This is a genomic window from Mycobacterium sp. NGS62, from assembly GCF_059812285.1.
In genome coordinates this window covers 960,283-981,574 of the sequence record NZ_JCALCK010000001.1, presented here as the reverse complement: position 1 = coordinate 981,574, position 21,292 = coordinate 960,283, and the positions used below count along the sequence as shown (strand labels likewise).

The window sequence follows — 21,292 nt, the reverse complement described above, 5'->3', positions numbered from 1 at the left end:
ACCGCGGCTTGAAACAAACATCTGTTCCAGGCTAGGCTTCCGATTGGGCGCAGCGGAGCGGGGGCGATGGAAGGGAAGCCATGAGTTGTCCACCGGCCAGACGAGGACCGTTGACGGCGAGGGGTTTTGACAATGGTTAACGAGCCCGGGCTCACGGCCTACAACGGCACGGTGGCGCAGGACGAAGCGCCGCGTCCGTACTACAAGCCGGTAGGCAACGAGGAAGCCGTCTTCAAGGCGGCGTATCGCCAAGGCCTGTCGATAGTTCTGAAAGGTCCAACCGGCTGCGGCAAGACCCGGTTCGTCGAGGCGATGGCCCACGACCTCGGCCGTCCGCTGATTACCGTCGCCTGCCACGACGACCTCACCACCGCGGACCTCGTCGGCAGATACCTATTGCGCGGTGACGAGACGGTGTGGGTTGACGGGCCACTGACCCGCGCTGTGCGCGAAGGCGCGATCTGCTACCTCGACGAGGTGGTGGAAGCGCGCCAGGACACGACCGTCGTACTACACCCGTTGGCCGATTACCGCCGCCAGCTACCCATCGAACGCCTGGGCGTAACGCTGGACGCCGCAGCGGGTTTCGGCCTGGTGGTGTCGTACAACCCCGGATACCAGAGTGTGCTGAAAGATCTCAAAGACTCCACCCGCCAACGCATGACCGCCATCGAGTTCGGCTTCCCCAGCCCTGAAGTCGAGGAGACGATCGTCGCCCATGAGGCCGGCGTGAACGGCGCCACAGCCGCCGAACTGGTTCGCCTGGGGCAGGCAATCCGGCGTCTGGAGACCGGCGGCCTGCGCGAGGTCGCGTCGACGCGGGTTCTCATAGCAGCGGGCCGGCTGGTCACCGAGGGCCTGAGCATGGTGGAGGCGGCTAACGCCGCGATCGCAGGTCCGCTGACCGATGAGGCATCGGTAAGTCGCGCGCTCAACGAAATGATCGAGCTGTATCTGGGTGCGTCGGCGTGAACAGGTGATTGACGGGTACACCCAGCCGTCGCTAGGGTCTGAACAAATATTAGGTCGTCAGAATAACTGCGTTCGATTCGTCCCGTGGAGGTCGCATGTCCTACGAAAGCAGTGCTGAGCCGATCAAGGTCGGATATTTGATGGACTTCACGCTCCCTCCCGGCTTCCCGGAGGAGCTGTTGGCCTCGTTCACACAGTGCTTCGACCTCGTCTTCGAGGAGGCGGTTGAACAGGGCCTGATGGACCGACCGGTGCAGATGATCTACCGCGAAGTGGAGGGTTTGCCCAAGGGATCGGTGAAGGCGGTGATCGACGCGTACGGGGACCTCGTAGACGAAGGCTGCCTGGTGGTGTTCGGTCCGAACATCACCGACAACTGTGTGCCCGTGCGCGAGGCCATCGAGGAACGGTTCAAGGTGCCGGCGATCAGCGTCACCGGAACCGACGACTGGCTCGGCGAGTGGACGTTCTCCTTCCCGCAGGGTTCGATGACCGACGAACCGATCTTCCTTGTTGATCTGGTCGCCAAGCGCGGGTTAACCGAGATTGGTGTGCTGGTCGAGCAGAACCTGATCGGCGAGTCATATTTGAAAAATCTGCGAAGTGCGTGTGCCCGCAAAGGTATTCGTATCGTGGCGGAGGCGGCCATTGCGCAGACGGCGCAGGATATCAACGATGCCGTGCTGAGCCTGCACGAGGCCAAATCGCAGGCGATTGTGCACCTCGGGTTCGGTTTCGGGATTGTCTTCATCAATCCCGCGCTCGAGGCGGTCAGCTGGGACCCGCCGCGTTTCACCACCACGGCGTTCCAAAACGCCTGGGTCAACCCGATCATGTGGAATGCGTTCATGGGCTGGATCGGAGTCGACCAGTATGACGAGAACAACTCAATCGGGCAGGCCTGGCTGGACCGGTACGCCAAGAAGTACAACGGCAGCCGCCCCGAATACTGCGTATCGGTAGTCAACCACGACGTGGCGGCAACCTTGGTCCGGGCGTTCACAGACGCGCACCCGCTGAGTCCGCGCGGAGTCAAGGAGGCGCTGGAACGAGTGAAGATGATGCCCGCGGCCTCAGGCGCGCCGGGTACGCGAGTTTCCTTCGGCAAGTGGACCCGTCGAGCCTGGATGGGCGCCGGCTACTTGGTGGCTCGCACCCTCGATGCCGACGGCGTCAACTCCCACCTGGTCGATCGCTTCGGCGCGGAAGATTGATGCGATGACCACAGAAGAGTCCACTCCTTCAGTCGCAGAAGAGAAACCGCCCACCCCGCACGGCAGCGACAGACCCAACTGGGGCCGCTGGCTTTCCGGCTTCGCGCTGGCGGCGTTCGTGTTGTTCTTCGTCGCCGTCTGCCGCACCAGCCTCGATCCGCGCGTCGCCAACCCGAACGTGCAAGGTCGGCCACGTCCGGTCGAGTTCTTTTTAGGGTGGAATTACTGGATCGGGTTTTTGCAGATCTCCACGATCGTAATGCTGGTCGTGTTGGTCGTCGTCTTCATCGTCGGCTGGCGACGCAATCCCGGCAGCCCGGCCATGCTGATGTTCCTGTGCACCACGTTGATCGTGTGGCAGGACCCGATCATGAACTGGGCGCCGTTCGCGGTTTACAACCCCGAACTCATCCACTGGCCGGAATCGTGGCCGCTGGTCTCGCTGTCGCCGACCGTCGAGCCATTCCTCGTGTTCGGTTACGTGACCTTTTATTTCGGGCCCTATTTCCCGGGGATCTGGATTCTGCGCAAACTGCAGGCAAAGTACGGGCCTGCAGCTTTCGTGTCACGACACCCGCTGATCAGCCTTGGGCTGTTGGTTTTGGTGATCGGCTTCATCTTCGACGCGTGGCTGGAGATACAGCTCGTTCACACCGGCATGTACATCTACTCGCAGGTGATTCCGTGGGGGTCGGTGTTCACCGGCACGACCTTCCAGTTCCCGCTGATCTGGGAGTCGTTCGCGGTCACTTTCGTGATGGTGCCGGCGGCGATCCTGTGTTATCGCGACGACACCGGAAAGTCGGTGGCCGAGAAGCTCGCCGCGAAAACAAAAGCTCTGCCCGCTCGGCCGGTGCTCGGCACATTCCTGGTGATGCTCGCCATCATCAACGTGGCCTACTTCGCCTACGGCGCATGGTTCGGCGCCATCAAGGCCACTGGAGCAGCGACCTCCGTTGCCTGCCCATGGCCCTATCCAGAAGCCAAAGTCTATGACCCGCAAGGTTATTACGAGAAAGAGGGCGCACCGGGGCCATACTCGGTCGGCATCTGGTCGACATGGATGAGCGGGCAACCGAAGGGCAGGCCAGAAGTCCAGCCACCACCGCCCGGCGAAGGAGCCTGCGCGACGCCAGAAGCGTAGGCCGAGCATCTCTTAGGAGAACGTATGGAACAGCTTTTCGACGACCTCGACGACTTCGGCGCCTTCGATGCCGCCGTCTCCGGTGACGTGCGCGATCCCTATACGGAGCTTGCGCGGCTTCGCCGCGAGGAGCCGGTTCAGCGCCTGGACACCTCCGGGATGCCGCATGAGGACTCCAAGCCAGTCTTCATCGTGTACCGGTATGAGGAAGCCCAACAGCTGCTGCGCGACAACGAGACGTTCTCGTCGTCAGGCGTCATCGCGGCTTTCGGGCCGGTCCTCGGCGAACGGGTGATGCTGGGCATGGACGAGCCCGTGCACGGCCGGCTGCGCTCATTGGTGTCGAAGGCGTTCTCTCAAAAAGCAATGGCCCGTTGGGAAGATGAGCTGGTCGGACGCGTCGCCAATAGTCTCATCGACAAGTTCGCGGCCAACGGCAAGGCCGATCTGGTCAAGGAATTCACCTTTGACTATCCGAGTCAGATTATTGCGGGCCTGTTGGGCCTACCAGAAGAGGATTACCCGCAGTTCCAGCGATGGTCGATTTCGCTGCTGAGTTGGATTCTTAATCCAGAACGAGGACTTGCCGCGTCGGCGGCGCTGTGTGACTACTTCGCTCCCATCCTCGCTGCGCGCCGCGCCGAGCCGACGGACGATCTGATCAGCGGCCTCGCCCAGGCCGAAATCGACGGGCAGAAGCTCGAAGACGAGGAGATTTATTCGTTCTGTCGTCTGTTGTTGCCTGCCGGCGTCGAGACGACATACCGGGCCCTGGGAAACCTGCTACTTGCGTTGCTGTCCGATCCTGCGCAGCTGGACGCGATCCGCGCCGATCGGTCCTTGCTGCCGCAGGCGATCGAAGAGGGCGTGCGGTGGGAGCCCCCATTGTTGACGATCACGCGGGTCGCGACACGCGACACCGAACTTGGCGGAGTGCCCATCCCGGCCGGCTCGTCGGTCATGCCGATGCTGGGGTCGGCCAACCGTCAGGAGGACCGCTATCCCGAGCCCGATCAATTCGACATCTCGCGACAGGCAAAAAGCCATCTGGGCTGGGGTCACGGTGTACACGTCTGCCTTGGCATGCATTTGGCCCGCATGGAGATGCGGACGGCGATCAATCTGCTGCTTGACCGGCTGCCCAACCTGCGTTTAGACCCCGACGGCGACGATCCGCATATCCGCGGTCAGGTGTTCCGCTCACCGACATCGCTGCCGGTTCTCTTCGACGTTGGGTAGGACCTCGATCTGGGCTGCCAGCATCTCCCGCAGCCGACCGACATCGGCCTTGCCAGTAGGCCCGCGGGGTATGTCGTCGTCGGAGCCGACCAGCAACCACACTGCCGGTACTTTGAATGAGCTGAGCAGGCTGCGCGCGGAGCCCCGTAATTGTTCGGCAGTCATCGGCGAGTCGCACACTACTGCGGCGCCCACCAGATCGTCGGCAACGCCAACCACGTTGGTGACAAAGGCATTAACGACACCGTCGATGGTCCGCAGCGCCGCCTCCACCTCGCTGGGGTAAACGGTGGCGCCGCTGACCTTGAACATGTCGTCGAATCTGCCGTGATAAAACAGGAAACCGTCTTCGTCGAGGCGCCCGAGGTCGCCGGTGCGGTAGAAGCCGTCGACAGCGAACACCTCCTCTCGGCTGTGCCGGCAGATGCCCCGCAGCGTGTGGGGCCCCCGGATCTCAATCATGCCGACGGTTCCCGCCGCGACAGGTTCACCGGTATCCGGATCGGTGATCCGTACCTCCACACCGGGGAATGGCCTACCGCAGCTGCCCCAGGCGGATTCAGGCATATCGGTGTCGGCGGGATAGCCGCAATACGGGCCGAAAGCCTCGGTCATGCCGAACAGGTTGGCGCGCGCCCCGGGCTCGCTGCGCTGCTCGGGCGGGAGTAGTGCTTCCAGGCTGCCCGGGCGCAGAGCTGACAGGTCGGCGGTGCCGGCGTGGCGCGCCAGCGCTTCGGCTTGATCAGGCCAGCCGCGAAACAACGTGACTTGCTCACGCTCCAACAGACGCAGCGTGGTCTCGGGGTGGGGGATTTCTTCGGTCACCAACGTCGCACCAGCCAGTAACACCGACAGCACACCGCTGCCGAATCCACCAACCCAGAAGAACGGCATTGGCAGATATAACCGGGTGTTCGAGTTGATGCAGCGACTGGCGAGGCCGGCCTGCACAGCGCCCAGCGCACTGCCGTGCGAGTGCACCACCCCTTTCGGCGGCCCGCTGCTGCCGGAGGTGAACATGATGACCATCGGGTCGCTGGGTGTGACTGTCTCGGCCAATGCGTCGACGATGTGCGCGGCAGACCCGACGGCGTAAGGCAGTAGGTCGGTGCGCCAAACCTGACGCAGTGCAGGAAGTTTGGCGTCTGACAAGCCATCAAGGTAGCGATGCCCGCGAAATTCCTCCACACTAATCAGGAACTGCACCGACGCGACCCGGAGTTGGGCTATCAGTTCCGGCGGCTTCAACAGCGTGCTCAGCGGAACCAGCACGACACCGATCCGCGTCAGTGCCATAGCGATCCGCACCCAACCGACACTGTTGGGCATGATCAACCCGACGCGGCTCGCTTTCCCGACACCTGCTTCGATGAACGCCGCCGCCAAATCGCGTGTGGTGGTGTCGAGTTCGTGGTAGCTGAGCCGGGAGTTGGAGTCGATCACCATCGGCTTGGCGCCGTGTTGTGCGGCGCGTATACGCACCACTTGGTCGATCGTGGCGTCAGACATCGAACATCGTCTTCAGTTGCTGCATGTCGACCTTGCCGCTGGACAGCAGCGGGACGTCGGAGCGCTGGAGGACGGCAAACCTCGTCGGAATCTTGTACGCTGAGAGCTCAGTCTTGAGTCGCTGGCGGACCGCGGCTTCGTCGAACTGCGTGCCGGTCTCCAAAGTGACCACCGCTGCCACCGCCTGCCCGCGCTCGGGATCAGGGATGCCGAAAACATGGGCCACCGCGCCCCCGGTGACTTTGGTGATGGCCTTCTCCACCTCCGTGGGTGAGACGTTGGCGCCGGCGGTCTTGATCATCGAATCGCGGCGCCGTACGAAGTACAAGAACCCGTCACGGTCGGCGGCAACCAGATCACCGGTGCGAAACCAGCCATCGACGTCGAAGGAATCTTCGCGGCTGCGTTTGTAGTACCGCTGCATCAGATAGCCGCCGCGGATACACAGTTCACCGAGTTCGCCGTCTTCGACTGGGGCGCCGCTGTCAGGATCGACGATCTTGATCTCGAAGCCGGGAGCCGGTTTGCCGAACGAACCACGACGATGTTCGGGCTGGTCGGTTTCGTCGTTGCTGATCAATACGACGCTGCCGGCTTCGGTCAGGCCGAGCATGTTGTGGCGCAATTCTGGATCGGTCGGCTGCACATCCGCCGCCATGATCGGATACAAATTACCGCGCCGTATCGATGTCAGATTCCGGCGACCGAAGCTCGGGTGCTGCGCCAGGTCGGAGACAGCTGCGGCGAAACCGTTGGTGACTGTCGGTCGTTGGGTCTCCAGCAAATCCAGCGTCGCGGCGGGCTCGGAAGCATTGGAGCACAGCAGCGTCGATCCAGCGACCAGGGTGGCAAGCAACGCGAATGCGAATCCGCCGATCCAGAAGAACGGGGAATTGCAGAACAGTGTGTCGCTGGTCGTCAGGCCCCGGATGGCGTTGAGGTTGCGCTGATGGTGCAATAGTGCGGCCTGGGTGTGCAGCACGCCCTTCGGTGTGCTTGTCGTGCCCGATGTGTAGATGATGGCCAGCGGGTCCGACCCGTCGACGTCGTCTTCGAGCGCGCTCAACAGCGGCTCATCAACAGTCTTGGCGAGCCGGTGGACGCCGTCGAGGTCGATGATCACATGACGCAAGGCTGGGGCGTGAATGTTGAATAGGCGTTCGCCGGAATCGATATCGGCGTCGGGTACCACGTCGGCAAGGCGCTGCGTGTAGTCGTGGGAACGGTAGGCCGCGGCGGCGAGCAGGATTTCGACGTCGCTGTCGACCAGTTGGTGGCGCAGCTCGCCGGCGGTGGCGAAGGTGGAAAACGGGACGACCACAGCGCCGATCCGCGCTGCGGCCAGCATCCCGACGACGAATGCCGGACCATTGGGATAGAGCAGGCCGACATGGGTGCCCTTGCCGGCGCCGAGCGCGACCAGTCCGCGGGCCAACCGTGCCGAACACCGCTCGGCTTCGTCGTAGCTGATCCGCTCGTCGTCGCAAATCAGCAATGGGTGGTCTGTTCTGGAAGCTGCCTGCCGACGCAGGACTGTCGCGACCGTAGCCGAGTCACCCGCCATGGTCGCCCTGCGTAGCAGGCACTGCCTCGCCGAAGAAGCGATGGATCGCGCCAAGGTCCGGCTTACCCGACGGGGTCCTCGGGATTTCATCGACAATGGCGATCTCGGCGGGAACCTCGTAGCGCGCCAGCCGGTTTCGGAGATACTCCACGAGCGCATCGGTATCGGCGGTACCCGCCTCCCGCAGTTCGACCATCGCGACGGGTGTTTCGCCGAGGCGCTCGTCGCGCCGCCCGACCACCGCAGCTCCCGCAACGCAGGGGTGGCTCTCCAAAGCGATGCGGATGTCGTCCGGCATGACCTTGAAGCCGCCGCGGATGATGGCCTGGTCGGCGCGGCCGACGATCCACAAAAACCCGTCGGCATCGATGCGGGCCAGATCCGTGGTGCGCATCCACTCGGCGGATGGCCCACGCTGTCCCGGTTTGACCTCGAGCAGCCCAACCTGGTTTGGCCCGAGCGGTGCGCCGTCGCTGTCGACCACCCGCAATTGCGCACCGAGACTGGCGCGTCCTACGCTGCCGCGTTTGTCAACCCAGTACTTCTGGTGGTCGGCCAATGTCCAGCTCGCGACGCCGCCACCGAATTCGGTTGCCGCATAAGATGTCAGTACGGGAATCCCGTACTTGGCGGTGAACGCCTCGGCGTCCTCGGCAGACAGCGGCGCAGTGCCGGACGTGACGGCGCGGATACTGTGCAGGTCCTCACGCGTCAGCTCGGAATGCAGCACCATCCGTAACGCGGCGGGCACCAGCGACACCGCCCGCGGCTTGTGCCTGCGGACCGCATCGGCCCAGCGGTCGAGCTCGAATCGCTCCAACAGCACGAAAGGCCGTGCCTCGGCGACACACTGCAGTATGCGGAACACGCCGCCGATGTGGACCAGCGGCGAGTTGACGATCGCGACGCCGTGCCGCAAGCCCGTCGGCGAGGGGGACCGGTCGAACTCCGGGCCCATCACGCTGTGCGCCAGCATGTCGTAGGTCAGATCAACTCGCTTGGGCGGCCCGGTTGTTCCGCTGGTCAACATGCGCACCGCAACGCCGGGCCGTAGATCAGCGTCGTCACCACGGTCAGTTAGCGGCCGTCCGCTTACGAGATCGAAAAGCGAGACTATCGATGTGCCGGGTGCCGAAACAGGCAAGTCGTCGGATTCGCCGACAAGCAGTGGAAGTCGCAGCTGGTCGATGTCGGCGAGCGTGCGCTCATCGCCGCGGGAGGGGTTGATGACGACGACGGTACCGCCGCCCAGCAGGACGCCCAACAGCGCGGCGACGTGGGGGGGCTTGTTGCGCAGCAGGATTCCGACCTGTCGACTACCGGCGAGGGAACGGACCTTGCCGGTGATGTCAGCGAGCTGGCCCCACGACATCCAGCGGCCCTCATGCTCCAGCGCCGGTGCGTCGGGCTGCAGAGCCAGGACGTCGGCAATGCGCTGACTGAGCGGGTGGGGCGTCACCGAATTCTCGGCTCCACAGGTGGACGCTCTTCCTGCGCCCCCAGCTGTGCTGTCCCGATCGGGTTGCCCAGCCGGGTGTAGATGAGATTTTGTTCCATGGCCGCGCGGTATGGCTTGTCCAGCGATTCCCAGATCGCTTTGACCGTGCCCTGAGTGGCCGACGGCGGTTTGGCCGCGATTGTCGCGGCAATCTCGTGTGCCCGTCCCCACAGCCGGTCGCGCGACACCACCTCCGACACCAGGCCGATCCGCAGCGCGGTGTCGGCACTGACGCGTTCGTCGTTGCCGAGCAGCGCTATTCGCAGTGCCTCACCAAGGCCGATGCGGCGCATCAACCCGATGGGCTCGAGTGCGCAGACCAAGCCAGCAGACACGTGGGAATCGAAAAACGTCGCATCGTCCGAGCAGATAAGCACGTCGGATTCGTTGATGAAATAGAATGCACCGGCGGTGCACATCCCCTGCACGGCGCACACCACGGGTTTCCACATCTTCTGCCACTTCGGGCTGAGTGCTTCACCGGGATCCTCGTGATTCCAGACATTCTCGGGCTGCCCGTACGGCGTCGTGATGTCCAGCCCGACTCCGAACGCACGGTCACCGGCTGCGCGCAGCACCACCGCGTTGACCGAGTCGTCCGCTTTCACGGTCCGCCAGGCCTGGGCCATCTCTTCACACATGGTGCGGTTGAACGCGTTGAGTTGGCCGGGGCGGTTCAACGTGATGGTCGCAACGCGGTCGAGGGCATCCACCTCGAGCAGGATGGTGTCAAAGCTCATCGGCACTGCCACTCCGGGGACCGCTTTTCGACGAACGCCTTGGGACCTTCCAGGGAGTCCTCGGTGTGCAGGTTGCGCTCCCGGAACGACTCGGCCAGCATCTCGGCTTCGTGCAGCGGCAGATCCAGACCCTTGAGGATCGCCAGTCGGGTACCCCGGACGGCCAACGGCGCGTTGGAGTTCACGATGTCGGCAATCGCGTGGGCGCGCTCCAACAGGCGGTCGTGCTCGACGACCTCGCTGATCATTCCGAGGTCGTAGGCGCGTTGCGCGCTCATCCGTTCGTGCTTGCCCATCAACGCCATCCGCAGCGCGATCGAGCGCGGCAGTACCCGGGCCACCCGCACCACCTCGCGGCCGGCCACCAACCCGATGCTGACGTGCGGATCGAAGAACGTCGCTTTGTCCGATGCGATGACGATGTCACCGGTGGTGACCCAATCGAGTCCGGCCCCGCAGCACAGACCGTTGATAGCGGCGAGCACTGGTTTGGCCATCGAGCGAAACGGTGGCGTGCCCTCCTGCGGCGCTTCCCACTGGTCGTAGGTGGACAGGTACGGCCGTTCGTTGATCACCTTGCCGTCACCGGGGATTGCCTTGACGTCGGCGCCGGTGCAGAACGCCCGGCCGCTGCCGGTCACGATGAGAAGCCAGATGTTGTCGTCGTTTTCGGCTTCCTGGTATGCGGCTCTCAGCTCGGTGATCATGTGCGGACTCAGCGCATTCAGCGCGTCCGGGCGGTTCAAGGTGATCGTGGCCTTGTGCCCGTCGACCTCATATTTGATGGTGTCGTACGGCATGCTGTTCCCTTCGAGTAGGCGCGCCGTCACCGGCCGTGGAATTCCGGCGGGCGACGTTCCCGAAACGCCGCCAAGCCTTCTTTGAAATCTGCTGTCCGGCAAGCCAGTTCGAGGCCATGGAGTTCCTGTGTCATACCCTGGCTCAACGTCGCGTGCTGGCCATAGTGAATGGCCTGTTTGGCCAGCCCGATCGCCACGGTGGGGCCGGCGGCCAGCCGGCTGAGCAGTTCGCCGGCGGCGTCATCGAGGTCCGGCGCGCTGACGGCACGATGGATCAAGCCCCAATCCGCCGCGTCGGTCCCGCTGATCTTTTCGCCCAGCAGCAGCATGTGTTTGGCCCGCGCCAACCCAACCAGCCTGGGCAGCAACCACGTGGAACCCGAGTCCGGACTGAAGCCCCGCGTCACAAACGGCTCCCAGAACACGGCGTCGGAGGCGGCCACGGTGAAGTCGGAGGCCAGCGCCAGATTGCACCCGAGGCCGACTGCCCAGCCGCGGACAGCGCAGACCACCGGCAGCTGGACGGTGTGGATCAGCTCGATCACGCGGTGAGCGGCGTGGGGGATACGGCGGACGAGGTGTCCGGCACGCGGACGAGGTTGACCGGCGTCGTTGGTGGCGACCCAGTCTGCGCCGGCGCAGAAGTCGTCGCCGGCGCCGCGAATGTAGATGGCGCGCAGCGAGTCGTCGGTGGCGGCCTCGGTCAACGCGGCGACGAACGCCTCAATCATGGACTGGCTCAACGAGTTGCGTCGGGACGGCCGGTCGAGGGTCAGTCGCAGGACACCGCCTTCGCGGCCTACGGTAAGCGAGCCCTCGCCGGGCTCGGGGTCGAGCTGTTGACTCACCGTTGAATCCGCCCTTCCCCGCCGCTACGGTTACCCATACAGTAGGCGATACGATTGCTACTCTGTATAACTTAGCAAGGAAAGCCTGTCGGCGGAACAGCCGCTTCACCGGAAGAGGACGCGATGGCGCAGGGCAGCGGCCCCGAAGGTGCCCGGTTTGGCGAACAGCCGCTGGCCCAGACTGTCGCCGCTGCGGGCGTTATCCGGCGGCTCGGCTCGCTGCTGCTGTCGTTGGAGAACTCCCACCCGACGGTCGACGCCATGATTGCACAATGCGCCGAATGGGAACGTGAGCTCTCGGCAGTCGCTTCGCCGGATAGCGCGCCGCGGATCGGGGACGACGACGGCACCCGCCGGGTGTATCTCGATCACGCCACCGACATCGGCGCGTTCAACCCGTGCTTCCCCGAATACTGCTTCGATCGGCTCGAGACCGACACAGCGTCGGGGCGAGTCACCTTTCCACTGGTGTACGAGGGCCCACCTGGGTTGGTGCATGGCGGTTTTCTCGGCGTCTTCTTCGACTGTGTCACCCAGCACCAGAACTGCGTTAGCGGCCTGTCGGGCAAGACGCGATCACTCAGCGTGACGTTTCGCCGGCCGACACCGATCCTCACCGAACTGCGCTTCGATATCACCAGGTCCCAGATTGATCGGGGCATCACGTCGACGGCCCGGCTGCTGCTGGACGACGAGGTGCTGTGCATCGGCGAAGCGAGCACACTGGCAATGCCCCCGGACAAGTTGACCGGGCACCGATTCGGCAAGCGGCGAGCTGAGCAGGCCTGACGTGGTGGTGCAGCGGATTCGCCAACCACGCGTCGCCGAAATCGTGGCATCACGGCTGCGCGAGGACATCCTGTCCGGGCGGTTGAAGGAAGGCGACGTCTTGCCGTCGCAGGAGAGTCTGTTCGGTGAGTTCGGCGTGAGCCCACCGGCGTTACGGGAGGCGATCCACCTTCTCGAGACCGACGGCCTGATCTCTGTGCGTCGCGGCAATGTCGGCGGAGCAGTCGTTCATGCGCCGACGGCCGAACGGACCGCGCACATGATCAGCATGGTTCTGCAGGCGCGGGCCGCCACACCGTCCGACGTCAGCGAAGCGCTGCTGCATCTCGAGCCGATCTGCGCCGGGATGTGCGCCGCCCGCGAAGATCGAATGACGGAAGTAGTGCCTTACCTGCAAGCCGAAGTCGACAGCCAGACAACGCGGTTCGATGACGCGAGCCAGTACGTGCCGAATGCCCGGCGCTTCCACGAAACGTTGGTCTCTCGATGCGGCAACCAATCGATGATCCTGCTGATCGGCTCGCTGGAGCTGGTCTGGTCTGCGCACGAGTCATCGGTATGGAGCGACGACGGCGACCCCGCGCCGATGGCGGGCAAGACCCGGCGCGCCGCACTGCGCGACCATCAGCGCCTGCTCGACGCCATCCGCGACGGCAATGTCGCACGTGCGGTCCGGCTCGCACAAGATCACCTGGCGGCAGCGCGGCGCAACACGCTTGCCTTCGGCACCGACAAAACCATTGAGGCGAAGAGAATGTCGAGGTCCGGCAACAACGGGTGGCCATCACGCAGGAAGGAGTCCGACAGATGACAGACTCGGACGATCGGGTCCTTTTCGACGTCGATCCGGAAAAGCGAATCGCGACCATCACGTTGAACAACCCCGCGCAACGCAATTCCTACGACGCCGCCATGCGTGCAGCCGTGGCCCGATTTCTGGACCGGGTCGCCGACAACGACGATCTCACTGTGGTGCTGCTGCGCGGCGCAGACGGAGTCTTCAGCACCGGCGCGGATATGAACAATGCCTACGGCTGGTACGGCGAGCAAGGATCCAAGGCTCGACCCAGTCAGCGTCGTCGACTCACGGTGGACCGCAGGTCATTCGGCTTCTACCACAACCTGATGGGCTTTCCGAAGGTTACGGTCGGGGAGATCAGCGGGTACGCGCTCGGCGGCGGGTTCGAGATGGCTCTGATGACCGACATTTCGGTAATCGCGCGCAACACTAAGATCGGCATGCCGGCCACCCGCTTTTTAGGTCCGGCGCTGGGCAGCCTGCACATGTTCTTTCATCGGCTGGGCCCGGTGCTGGCCCGGCGGCTGTTGCTGACCGGCGACATCATCGAGGCCGGGGCCGTTGAGCACCTCGGAATCTTCACCGACACTTGCGATCCCGGCATGGTCACCGCCCGGGCCCGGTACTGGGCGGAGAAGGCGGCGAAAATGCCGGCCGACGGTGTTGTCATCGCCAAGGAAGCGTTCCGGCTCGTCGAACAGAGCCAGGCCTACCAAGGTGAGGAAGTCGCGAGCTACCTATTCCACGCATTCGGGACGAACCTCCAGTTCGCGCCGGGCGAATTCAACTTCGTCAAAACCCGCGCCCAGCACGGGACGAAGGAGGCTTTCCGGCTCCGCGACGAACATTTCGACGTACCGGAACCCGAAGCGCCGTAAGGCGTTCCGCGCGCTAGCGAGCGGCCTTCGCCCGTCCTCGGGGTTTTGCCGACTTGGTTGCCTTCTGCTGGCGAGGCGTCGACTTGGCGCCCTGCTCCATCAACCGGCTGGCATGATCCAGGATGCAGTCCAGGCCGTACTCGAAATTGCTGTCGTCGGGTGTCCCGATGTGGTGGCCCCTGGCCGTCATTTGGGCAAGCAACGGCGTCGTTTCGGCATCGATGATCATCGAGTCCTCGATCGTGCGCGCTCCGTTCTCGGTCGCCGCGTTTTTCTCGTGCAGCCGATGCAGCACCACCGATCCCCGGACATGAACCGACACCGCCGAGTACGTGTCGAAGGCATCCTCCGGCGACAAGCCGGCCTCCACCAGACCCGCGATTGCCTTCTCGATCTGCTGAACACCCATTCGCGCCGCTTTGGGACTGAGCGCCGATCTGATCAGGATCAAGTCGCACAGTATCGGGTTGCCCATGAACGCTTCCCGCATCGAAAGCGCGTGATTACGCAACGACTCGCGCCAATCGCTGGCTTCGACGTACGGCGTGGCGAACACGTACTTGCGCAAGGCGCGGTCGGTCATCGCGTTGAGCAGATCGTCTTTCTTACGGAAGTACCAGTAGATGCTGGTGACCCCCACGCCGAGATGCTTGCCGAGCAACGGCATGCTCAGGTTGTCGATCGACACCTCCTCGGCGAGCTCGAACGCGCCGCTGATGATGTCATCGGGATTGATGGACCCGCGTTCACGTCGCTGACGCTTCACCGCGGCCGCTTGCTTTGCCACTACGGGCACCTCCATCAAGTTCGCTGCTGCGCATGCTGTCCCGGCCTGCGCGGCCGTCAGGCTCGAATTTACCGGCAGTTTGCTCACCGAACCGCATCGTTGTAGCCGCGCCGCCGTTACGATCTACTACTGTAATGCCTATCGTAGGGGTTTTGATACGCGATGGATCTGGGGCTGCGCAAGGAGTAAATCGTGGCAACGGCTGGCGAGGCACGCGTATGGGCGCGCGGTGCATTGCGCGGAATCGGCGACTCGCTCTACACACCGTTTTGCGGCACCGACGGCGACGATATCGACTGGGCTGCGTATCGGACACTGGTCCGCTATTGCGTGGACGATCTCGGGCATCCGCTGTTGTGGTGCACCAGCGGTATCGCCGAGTTCTGGTCGCTGACGGTCGACGAGCGTAAGCGGTTGCTGGAGGCGGCGATCGAAGAAGCCAGGGCCGTCAACCCGGACGTCGTCGTACAGGCCTGCACCGCAGCCATGTCGGCCAAGGACTGTCTGGACCTGACGCTGCACGCGCAGCTCGCCGGCGCCGACATCGCCTACATCCAGACCCCGATGATGGAGGCGCACGGCGGCGAGGGAGTGCTGCGGTTCTTCAGATACATCGGTGAGCGCACCGACATCGCGCTGGGTATGTTCAATTCGCCGTCCTCGGGCTATGTGTTGAGCCCGGCCGAGAGCGCGCGCATTTACCACGAAGTCCCCGCGGTATGCGCGACGAAGGAAGGCGCCTTCCGGCCCGCCGCGAGTCGACTGCTGCACGAGCTGGCGCCTGGTCTGGTGCTGTGGGAATGCGACAAAACGGTCTACCGGGCCGGCTGGCTGCGCGACGGGATCGTGTGCCCGGCGCAATTGGGCACTGCCGGCTACCTGTTCGAGACGCCGCAGCGGCGGTTGCTGTCGGAGTATTGGGAGCTGATCGTCAACGACAAGCTCATGGAGGCGATGGACTACGGGCGTGATTCGGGTCTGGACGAGTTCGACATCGACCTGGGTTCCTGGTTCACCTGCTATCCGGGCCGATCCGATTACTTCACCCATTGGGGCGGCGCATTCAAGTACGCCGCGTCGTTGCTCGGGCTTCCGGTGGGCAGCTACCCGCATTCGCGTCCGCCGCAAGCCCAGTTGCCGCCCGAGGGCAAGGACCAGATCGAAAACGCCTATCGCCGACTCGGATTCATTCAGATATAGGCCTACTCAGCCCTGGTCGGCGATGAGCCTTTCGAGAAGTTCGACGATGTGTTGCTGGCCGGCGGCCGCCGCGTCAAGCCTGCCGCGAATCCCGATGAATCCGTTGTCGACTTGGTTGAATCGCTGGTCGACTTGGTTGAAGCGCTCATCGACTTGGTTGAAGCGCTCATCGACTTGGTTGAATCGCTCGTCGACTTGGTTGAATCGCTGCTCGACTTGGCCGAACCGGGTGTCGACTTGGTTGAAGCGCTGGTCGATTTGGCCGAATCGCTCGTCGACTTGGTCGAACCGCGTGTCGACATACTCCCGCAGGTCGGTGAGGTCTTCCCGTACAGCGTTGAAGCTGGTAGTGGTGGCTCGCCGGAAGTCGCGCAGTTCGTCGCGGAACTCTGTGACATCGCGGTCGGCTGCGCCTGCGAGGACTCGTGCAGCGGCAGCATCTTGTTCGCTTGCCCCTACCCGCGCGGCGAGATGGTGTACCTGAGACTCCAACTTGGTCACACGGGCTTCCAGATTGTCGGGCGACATGTTGGTGAGCTTACCGAGTTTGACCAGCGCTGCTAGTCACTCGGATGCCGGTTCACGTGGCGCTTTCCGGTGCTGATCCAAACCTGACCTCTGACCAGCAACGGTCGGTTCATCGGGGTCTGCCGCAACTTGCGAGATCGCGATATCGAAAGGTATACAGTATGAGTAATAGCTTTGTCAGACGGCCGCGAGTGGCCACCTAGCACACGCCGTCGGTACTTTCGCGTGTCATAACTGGCCACTGGGCGACAGGAGCGTCATGTGAGTACGGCCGACGATGTGGCCACCGCCGACGCGGTGCTGTACGAGGCGACCCCGAGTGGTCTCGCGGTCGTGACGCTGAATCGCCCGAAACGGCTCAACGCCTGGGGGCCTGACATCTCGTCGCGCTTCTACGCATGCATGGACCGCGCCGACGCCGATCCCGCGGTGCGGGTGATCGTGCTGACCGGCAACGGCAAGGGATTTTGTGCCGGCGCGGATCTGGGCGGCGCCGGATCCATCGACGAAAAGCTGGGCGAGCGCGACGTCGACGTCACTGCGTTGGTCGGCGAACGCTACCCGCACTTCCTCACCGCGCTGCGCAAGCCCGTCATCGCTGCGGTCAACGGCGCGTGCGTTGGAATCGGCCTGACCCATGCCCTGATGTGCGACATCCGGTTCGCGGCTGCCGGCGCCAAGTTCGCTACGGCGTTCACGCGCCGCGGACTGATCGGCGAATACGGCATCACCTGGATCCTGCCGCGGCTCGCGGGCTGGGGCGTGACCATGGATCTGCTGCTGAGCGGACGGACGTTTTACGCTGAAGAGGCCCACGAACTCGGATTGGTCAAGGAAGTGGTCGCACCCGAACAGTTGATGGCACGCGTCATGGAGTACGCCGAAGACATCGCGCGCAACTGTTCACCGGCGTCGCTGGCGGTGATCAAGCAGCAGGCCTACGGAGACGCACTGCGCGACGTGGCCGACGTCAGTGCGCGTGCGGAAACGCTGATGCACGAGTCACTGTTACGGCCCGACGTCATCGAAGGCATCACCAGTTTTCTGGAGAAGCGGCCGCCGAAGTTCCCGCCGCTGGCGACCTGAGCCGAGAGGATCATCATGACCACGTTGGGCTACCAAGCCATTGACGTCGACAACCACTACTACGAGCCGCTCGACTCGTTCACCCGGCACTTGGACAAGGAGTTCAGGCGCCGGGGTGTGCAAATGGTCAGCGACGGTAAGCGCACCTGGGCGTTGATGGGTGAGCGCATCAACCACTTCATTCCCAACGTCACGTTCGACCCGATCATCGTGCCCGGCTGCCTGGATCTGTTGTTCCGCGGGGAGATTCCGGAAGGTGTAGATCCGGCGTCGCTGATGAAAGTCGAGCGGCTCGCCGAGCACCCGGAGTACCAGAACCGCAGTGCGCGTATCGCGGTGATGGACACCCAGGGCATCGAAACGGTCTTCATGCTGCCCACTTTCGCGTGCGGTGTCGAAGAAGCGCTCAAACACGACATCGAAGCGACGATGGCCTCGGTCCACGCGTTCAACCTGTGGCTCGACGAGGACTGGGGGTTCGACCGGCCCGATCACCGCATCGTCGCGGCTCCGATCATCTCGCTGGCCGATCCAGACAAGGCCGTCGAGGAAGTCGAGTTCGTGCTGGCGCGCGGCGCCAAGATGGTGCTTGTGCGGCCGGCGCCGGTACCCGGGGTGGTGAAGCCGCGCTCGCTGGGTGATCGCAGCCACGACCCGGTGTGGGCCCGGTTGGCGGAGGCCGGTGTGCCGGTGGGCTTTCACCTGAGCGACAGCGGCTATCTGGCGATCGCCGCGCTGTGGGGCGGCAAGGCGACCTTCGAGGGGTTCGGCGCCAAAGATCCGCTGGATACGGTGCTGCTCGACGACCGCGCAATCCACGACACCATGGCCTCGATGATCGTGCACGGGGTATTCACCCGGCACCCGAAGCTGAAGGCGGTCAGCATCGAGAACGGCTCGTACTTCGTGTACCGGCTGATCAAGCGGCTCAAGAAGGCCGCCAATAACCAACCGCGTTATTTCCCGGAGGACCCGGTGGAGCAGTTGCGCAACAACGTCTGGATTGCTCCGTACTACGAGGATGATGTGCCGCTGTTGGCCGACACCATCGGGGTGGACAAGATTCTGTTCGGCAGTGACTGGCCGCACGGGGAAGGCCTGGAATCGCCGCTATCGTTCACCGAAGAACTGGCCGGCTTCAGCGACGGTGATATCCGAAAGATCATGCGGGACAACGCCTTGGATTTGCTCGGAATAACGGTTGGGTCGGCAGCGTAGCCGATCACGCGCATGAGCGAATGGACCATAGGCGCGGTTCTGGACGCGATCGCCGACGTCATTGGCGACCGGACGATGACGGTCTGTGGGGGCCGCCGCAGCACCTTCGCCGAGTCCGCGGATCGCACCCGTCGGCTCGCGAACTTCCTTGCCGGTCGAGGTCTTGGCGCCCACCGGGAACGGGACAGCCTGCGCAATTGGGAATGCGGGCAAGACCGTGTTGCGCTGGTCATGCACAACGACCTCTACACCGACATGGTGATCGGGTGCCTCAAGGCCCGCACCGTTCCGGTCAACGTCAACTACAACTACACGCCGCGCGAGGTCCACGAGCTGCTGGAATACCTGCGGCCCAGTGCGGTCATCTACCACCGCGCACTCGGCGCCAAGTTCGCCGGAGTGCTGCCACCGGACGGTGCAGAGGTGCTGGTGTCGGTCGACGACGGCAGCGCGGCGCCACAACTGCCCGGTGCGGTCCCGCTGGATGATGCACTGGCACAAGGCGACACTGATCAGAATGTGACGGTGTCGCCGGATGATCTGCTGATGATCTGCACCGGCGGCACCACCGGTCGCCCCAAGGGGGTGCTCTGGCGACAGTCCGACATCTACGTGTCGTCGATGGTGGGCGCCGATCACGACTCCGTCCACGAGATCCACGACAAAGTGCGTGGTCCGGCCGGGGCGCCGTGGTTTGCCGTCTCACCGTTGATGCACGCGGCCGGGATGTGGACGGCCTTCTCGGCGATCATGGCCGGCACCACTGTGGTGCTCTACGACACCGGAAAGAAACTCGACCCGCGTTCGGTCTGGCAGACCGCCGAACGCGAGAAGGTCGGTCTGATGACCATGGTCGGCGACGCCTATGCCGCGCCGCTGGTCGACGAGCTACGGCAGGGCTGCTACGACTTGTCGTCGCTGTATGCGATCGGAACCGGCGGCGCGGCAACCAATCCGCAATACCAACGGGCGCTGCTGGAATTGCTGCCCCAGATCACGCTCATCAACGGATACGGCTCGTCGGAAACCGGGAACATGGGGTTCGGGCACAGCAGGCGCGACACTCGAACCGACACCTTCATACTGCGCGAGGGTGGGCTGGTGCTGTCCGAGGACTACAGCCACTTCGTTGCGGCCGGTGAGCCCGGGGTGGGATGGGTCGCCCGGGAAGGGCGAATTCCGTTGGGCTACTTCGACGATCCCGGCGCTACCCGGAAGACCTTTCCCGAGGTCGGCGGTAAGCGGGTGGTGATATCGGGTGATCGTGCTGCTTTGGAGGAGGACGGCACGTTGCGGTTATTCGGCCGCGACTCGTTGGTGGTCAACACTGGTGGTGAAAAGGTTTTCGTCGAGGAGGTCGAAGAAGTGCTGCGCGCGCACCCAGCGATCGCCGACGCGTTGGTGGTGGGTCGTCCCAGCAACCGCTGGGGCGAGGAACTCGTCGCCCTGGTGCAACTGCGGGCCAGAGCTGAGGCGGCCCATGAGACGCTGCACAGCCATTGCACGTCGCAGCTGGCGCGGTTCAAAGCGCCCAAGGAGTTCATCTTCGTCGAGTGCGTCCAGCGGTTGGGCAACGGAAAGGCCGATTACCGTTGGGCGAAAGGTCGGGCGACCGAGCCGGATGTAGAAAGGGCTGGGCTGCCGACATGAAAGCGATCGATTGCCTCGTCAATGTTCACTTCGGGGAGACCGAGAAGCAGCCGACGTGGATGCTCAAGGTCCGCGACGACTACTTCAAAGGCCCGGAGTCGATGTTCGCGCCGGTCGAGTTGTCGGAGTTGCTCGACGAAATGGACGAGCAGGGTGTCGCCAAAGCCATCCTGATGGACAACTTGGCCAAGCCGTCGACCACCGCGCGCAAGTTCGCCGAAGACAAGCCGGATCGGTTCGCGCTGGCGATCGGCGGCGTCAACCTGCTGCGGCCGATTCCGTCGCTGCGCGAACTGGGTGCCGTCGTTGCCGACCTACCGGTCGCGTATACCGCTGTTGGACCCAGCTTCTGGGGCGATGGGCAGTATCCGCCGAGTGATGCCGTCTACTACCCGCTGTACACGAAGTGCGCTGAGCTGGAGCTTCCGCTGTGCATCAACACCGGTATCCCCGGGCCGCCGATCCCCGGAGAGGTGCAGAACCCGATGCATCTCGACCGGGTGTGCGTACGTTTCCCCGAACTCAAGCTGTGCATGATTCACGGCGCTGACCCGTGGTGGGACATCGCGATCCGGCTGCTGATCAAATACGCCAATCTGCGGCTGATGACGTCGGCGTGGTCGCCGAAGCGGCTGCCCGAGAGCCTGTTGCACTACATGCGGACTCGCGGAGCCGGCAAGGTGATCTTCGGCTCGGACTGGCCGGTGCTCAAGATGCGCCGCGTCGTCCCCGAGGCTCTCGCGTTAGATCTGCCGGGCGAGGTGCTCGAGAACTACCTCTACAACAATGCACACGAGTTCTTCTTCGGTGGCCAGGAGGAGCGCTGACC

Annotated in this window: 19 protein-coding genes and 1 pseudogene; 12 read left to right on the top strand and 8 right to left on the bottom strand. The window is 63.8% G+C overall.

Annotated elements, in window-relative coordinates; all coding sequences use genetic code 11:
* The first annotated feature begins 132 nt into the window (after positions 1 to 132).
* From AC5Y49_RS04345 to AC5Y49_RS04330, 4 genes are all read left to right on the top strand, one after another.
* A complete protein-coding gene (locus AC5Y49_RS04345) occupies positions 133 to 972 on the top strand; it encodes a CbbQ/NirQ/NorQ/GpvN family protein (protein ID WP_499884520.1) in 840 nt (279 codons plus the stop codon).
* Positions 973 to 1,067: 95 nt separating this feature from the next.
* A complete protein-coding gene (locus AC5Y49_RS04340) occupies positions 1,068 to 2,186 on the top strand; it encodes an ABC transporter substrate-binding protein (protein ID WP_499884519.1) in 1,119 nt (372 codons plus the stop codon).
* 4 nt (positions 2,187 to 2,190) lie between these two features.
* Complete coding sequence (locus AC5Y49_RS04335) at positions 2,191 to 3,330, top strand: spirocyclase AveC family protein (RefSeq protein ID WP_499884518.1); 1,140 nt, start codon at positions 2,191 to 2,193, stop codon at positions 3,328 to 3,330.
* Positions 3,331 to 3,354: 24 nt separating this feature from the next.
* Complete coding sequence (locus AC5Y49_RS04330) at positions 3,355 to 4,569, top strand: cytochrome P450 (RefSeq protein WP_499884517.1); 1,215 nt, start codon at positions 3,355 to 3,357, stop codon at positions 4,567 to 4,569.
* On the opposite strand, the gene AC5Y49_RS04325 is transcribed toward AC5Y49_RS04330, so the two are convergent.
* The 6 genes from AC5Y49_RS04325 to AC5Y49_RS04300 are packed head-to-tail and all read right to left on the bottom strand — an operon-like array spanning position 4,531 to position 11,528.
* Positions 4,531 to 6,078: a class I adenylate-forming enzyme family protein gene (locus AC5Y49_RS04325; protein WP_499884516.1), complete on the bottom strand. Its 1,548-nt coding sequence runs from the start codon at positions 6,076 to 6,078 to the stop codon at positions 4,531 to 4,533. The genes AC5Y49_RS04330 and AC5Y49_RS04325 overlap by 39 nt on opposite strands.
* Complete coding sequence (locus AC5Y49_RS04320; protein ID WP_499884515.1) at positions 6,071 to 7,642, bottom strand: class I adenylate-forming enzyme family protein; 1,572 nt, start codon at positions 7,640 to 7,642, stop codon at positions 6,071 to 6,073. Before AC5Y49_RS04320 ends, AC5Y49_RS04325 begins: the two co-directional genes overlap by 8 nt.
* Positions 7,632 to 9,101 carry a class I adenylate-forming enzyme family protein gene (locus AC5Y49_RS04315; RefSeq protein ID WP_499884514.1) on the bottom strand — a complete coding sequence of 490 codons (1,470 nt, stop codon included), beginning with the start codon at positions 9,099 to 9,101 and terminating at the stop codon, positions 7,632 to 7,634. The genes AC5Y49_RS04320 and AC5Y49_RS04315 overlap by 11 nt, the downstream gene beginning before the upstream one ends.
* Positions 9,098 to 9,880, bottom strand: coding sequence for an enoyl-CoA hydratase/isomerase family protein (locus AC5Y49_RS04310; RefSeq protein ID WP_499884513.1), 783 nt, complete (start codon positions 9,878 to 9,880; stop codon positions 9,098 to 9,100). The genes AC5Y49_RS04315 and AC5Y49_RS04310 overlap by 4 nt, the downstream gene beginning before the upstream one ends.
* Positions 9,877 to 10,680: an enoyl-CoA hydratase/isomerase family protein gene (locus AC5Y49_RS04305; protein WP_499884512.1), complete on the bottom strand. Its 804-nt coding sequence runs from the start codon at positions 10,678 to 10,680 to the stop codon at positions 9,877 to 9,879. The genes AC5Y49_RS04310 and AC5Y49_RS04305 overlap by 4 nt, the downstream gene beginning before the upstream one ends.
* 26 nt (positions 10,681 to 10,706) lie before the next feature.
* Positions 10,707 to 11,528, bottom strand: a complete 822-nt coding sequence (locus AC5Y49_RS04300) for an enoyl-CoA hydratase/isomerase family protein (RefSeq protein WP_499884511.1) — start codon at positions 11,526 to 11,528, stop codon at positions 10,707 to 10,709.
* 123 nt (positions 11,529 to 11,651) lie between these two features.
* Between AC5Y49_RS04300 and AC5Y49_RS04295 the strand changes: the two genes are divergently transcribed.
* The 3 genes from AC5Y49_RS04295 to AC5Y49_RS04285 are packed head-to-tail and all read left to right on the top strand — an operon-like array spanning position 11,652 to position 13,994.
* Complete coding sequence (locus AC5Y49_RS04295) at positions 11,652 to 12,317, top strand: hotdog family protein (protein WP_499884510.1); 666 nt, start codon at positions 11,652 to 11,654, stop codon at positions 12,315 to 12,317.
* Position 12,318: 1 nt separating this feature from the next.
* Complete coding sequence (locus AC5Y49_RS04290) at positions 12,319 to 13,128, top strand: FadR/GntR family transcriptional regulator (RefSeq protein WP_499884509.1); 810 nt, start codon at positions 12,319 to 12,321, stop codon at positions 13,126 to 13,128.
* A complete protein-coding gene (locus AC5Y49_RS04285; protein WP_499884508.1) occupies positions 13,125 to 13,994 on the top strand; it encodes an enoyl-CoA hydratase/isomerase family protein in 870 nt (289 codons plus the stop codon). Before AC5Y49_RS04290 ends, AC5Y49_RS04285 begins: the two co-directional genes overlap by 4 nt.
* Before the next feature lie 13 nt (positions 13,995 to 14,007).
* Here the strand turns inward: AC5Y49_RS04285 and AC5Y49_RS04280 are convergent, their stop codons facing one another.
* Positions 14,008 to 14,796 carry a TetR/AcrR family transcriptional regulator gene (locus AC5Y49_RS04280; protein ID WP_499884507.1) on the bottom strand — a complete coding sequence of 263 codons (789 nt, stop codon included), beginning with the start codon at positions 14,794 to 14,796 and terminating at the stop codon, positions 14,008 to 14,010.
* A gap of 177 nt (positions 14,797 to 14,973) precedes the next feature.
* Between AC5Y49_RS04280 and AC5Y49_RS04275 the strand changes: the two genes are divergently transcribed.
* Positions 14,974 to 15,981 carry a dihydrodipicolinate synthase family protein gene (locus AC5Y49_RS04275; protein ID WP_499884506.1) on the top strand — a complete coding sequence of 336 codons (1,008 nt, stop codon included), beginning with the start codon at positions 14,974 to 14,976 and terminating at the stop codon, positions 15,979 to 15,981.
* A 234-nt stretch (positions 15,982 to 16,215) separates the two neighbouring features.
* Here AC5Y49_RS04275 and AC5Y49_RS04270 read toward each other — a convergent pair.
* Positions 16,216 to 16,509: pseudogene (locus AC5Y49_RS04270) on the bottom strand (hypothetical protein); the annotation flags it as partial.
* 261 nt (positions 16,510 to 16,770) lie between these two features.
* Between AC5Y49_RS04270 and AC5Y49_RS04265 the strand changes: the two are divergent.
* The 4 genes from AC5Y49_RS04265 to AC5Y49_RS04250 are packed head-to-tail and all read left to right on the top strand — an operon-like array spanning position 16,771 to position 21,290.
* A complete protein-coding gene (locus tag AC5Y49_RS04265; protein ID WP_499884505.1) occupies positions 16,771 to 17,595 on the top strand; it encodes an enoyl-CoA hydratase in 825 nt (274 codons plus the stop codon).
* A 15-nt stretch (positions 17,596 to 17,610) separates the two neighbouring features.
* Entirely contained in the window at positions 17,611 to 18,813 is a 1,203-nt protein-coding gene (locus tag AC5Y49_RS04260) for an amidohydrolase family protein (protein WP_499884504.1), read from the top strand.
* 12 nt (positions 18,814 to 18,825) lie between these two features.
* Entirely contained in the window at positions 18,826 to 20,463 is a 1,638-nt protein-coding gene (locus tag AC5Y49_RS04255; protein WP_499884503.1) for an acyl-CoA synthetase, read from the top strand.
* The gene (locus AC5Y49_RS04250; protein ID WP_499884502.1) at positions 20,460 to 21,290 is read left to right on the top strand and encodes an amidohydrolase family protein; all 831 of its coding nucleotides are present in this window, start codon (positions 20,460 to 20,462) and stop codon (positions 21,288 to 21,290) included. The genes AC5Y49_RS04255 and AC5Y49_RS04250 overlap by 4 nt, the downstream gene beginning before the upstream one ends.
* The last annotated feature ends 2 nt before the right edge of the window (positions 21,291 to 21,292 follow it).

Coding starts and splice junctions, on each gene's coding strand:
- AC5Y49_RS04295 (WP_499884510.1), top strand. CDS start 11,652: ATGGCGCAGGGCAGCGGCCCCGAAGGTGCCCGGTTTGGCGAACAGCCG.
- AC5Y49_RS04320 (WP_499884515.1), bottom strand. CDS start 7,642: ATGGCGGGTGACTCGGCTACGGTCGCGACAGTCCTGCGTCGGCAGGCA.
- AC5Y49_RS04310 (WP_499884513.1), bottom strand. CDS start 9,880: ATGAGCTTTGACACCATCCTGCTCGAGGTGGATGCCCTCGACCGCGTT.
- AC5Y49_RS04305 (WP_499884512.1), bottom strand. CDS start 10,680: ATGCCGTACGACACCATCAAATATGAGGTCGACGGGCACAAGGCCACG.
- AC5Y49_RS04250 (WP_499884502.1), top strand. CDS start 20,460: ATGAAAGCGATCGATTGCCTCGTCAATGTTCACTTCGGGGAGACCGAG.
- AC5Y49_RS04260 (WP_499884504.1), top strand. CDS start 17,611: ATGACCACGTTGGGCTACCAAGCCATTGACGTCGACAACCACTACTAC.
- AC5Y49_RS04325 (WP_499884516.1), bottom strand. CDS start 6,078: ATGTCTGACGCCACGATCGACCAAGTGGTGCGTATACGCGCCGCACAA.
- AC5Y49_RS04285 (WP_499884508.1), top strand. CDS start 13,125: ATGACAGACTCGGACGATCGGGTCCTTTTCGACGTCGATCCGGAAAAG.
- AC5Y49_RS04280 (WP_499884507.1), bottom strand. CDS start 14,796: ATGGAGGTGCCCGTAGTGGCAAAGCAAGCGGCCGCGGTGAAGCGTCAG.
- AC5Y49_RS04255 (WP_499884503.1), top strand. CDS start 18,826: ATGAGCGAATGGACCATAGGCGCGGTTCTGGACGCGATCGCCGACGTC.
- AC5Y49_RS04330 (WP_499884517.1), top strand. CDS start 3,355: ATGGAACAGCTTTTCGACGACCTCGACGACTTCGGCGCCTTCGATGCC.
- AC5Y49_RS04340 (WP_499884519.1), top strand. CDS start 1,068: ATGTCCTACGAAAGCAGTGCTGAGCCGATCAAGGTCGGATATTTGATG.
- AC5Y49_RS04345 (WP_499884520.1), top strand. CDS start 133: ATGGTTAACGAGCCCGGGCTCACGGCCTACAACGGCACGGTGGCGCAG.
- AC5Y49_RS04335 (WP_499884518.1), top strand. CDS start 2,191: ATGACCACAGAAGAGTCCACTCCTTCAGTCGCAGAAGAGAAACCGCCC.